This window comes from Caballeronia mineralivorans PML1(12) (assembly GCF_001028175.1).
Classification (GTDB): Bacteria; Pseudomonadota; Gammaproteobacteria; order Burkholderiales; family Burkholderiaceae; genus Caballeronia; species Caballeronia mineralivorans.
In genome coordinates this window covers 1-1,023 of the sequence record NZ_AEJF01000198.1, presented here as the reverse complement: position 1 = coordinate 1,023, position 1,023 = coordinate 1, and the positions used below count along the sequence as shown (strand labels likewise).

Here is a 1,023-nt window from a genome sequence, read left to right as displayed (position 1 = left end):
ACGCTCTCCTGTTCGCTTCATGCCAAGGTTTATGGGACCTATCATGCCGGGCGCGCTTTCGGTGTGACAGCACGGCGGACCCGGTAGCCGTTGAACAGCCCCAGTTCCTCATACAGCCAACGCCTACTCCACCGCTTCCAGCCGAAGCCCCTTCGGTTCCGGGATCGCCCCATGTGACGCCGGATCTTCTTTTCCACCCAGTCCTTGATGAAGTTGAAGCACTCGTTGGAGTCCCCCACAGCGAAGTATTGCACCCAGCCCCGCAGTACCGGGTTGATCAGTTGCACCACCCGATCTACCGGCTGCGACTGGTATCGCCGGAATATCTCCTTGAGCTTACGCAGCAGCGCCGTACGCTTCTTCAGCTTCGGCGTGTAGTGCGCTCGCCACGTCCGTGTCCTGAAGCTGCGGAGTTGACGGAAGTCAAACCCCAGAAAGCCGAAGCTCTCCTTGCATCCCAGATCCACAGTGCGGCTCTTCTCCTCATTGACCTCGACCTGCAGTTTGGCAAACTCTTCCCGAAGTCGCGTGGTCACCGCCCTCAGCAGCCACGCACGGCGCGGATGGGCATCGATCAGCACCACCAGATCGTCAGCGAATCGGGCATACTCGACGTAGGTGTACTTCCCGTTGCGCGTGGCTTCTTTCGCCCGCTCCAGCATACGGTCTACCTCAGTGAGATAGATGTTACTGAGCAACGGTGAAATCACCCCGCCTTGCGGAACGCCTTGTTTGCCCGACGCCGTCAGCATCAGCTTCAGCAGATGCATGACGTCCCGATCATTGACCCGACGTACTACCTTTTCGAGCAGCAGATGATGCCGAACGGTGTCAAAGTAGGCGCGCAAATCCAGATCTATGATCCGGGTCTTCCACTGGACGATTGCCGTCGCCACCCGTTGCACCGCTTCATGCGCAGTACGCTTGGGACGATAGCCATACGACCCCGGCTGGAAATCTGCCTCGAAGATCGGCTCCAGTATGAGCTTGAGCGCACCCTGGACCACGCGATCGCGGATAGCC

At 59.0% G+C, this 1,023-nt stretch carries 1 protein-coding gene; it reads right to left on the bottom strand.

Going from position 1 to position 1,023, the window contains the following annotated elements; genetic code table 11:
* Nucleotides 1-41 precede the first annotated feature (41 nt).
* The coding region (locus EOS_RS33640; protein ID WP_047896538.1) for a reverse transcriptase domain-containing protein at nucleotides 42-1,023 on the bottom strand (982 nt) is incomplete at its 5' end.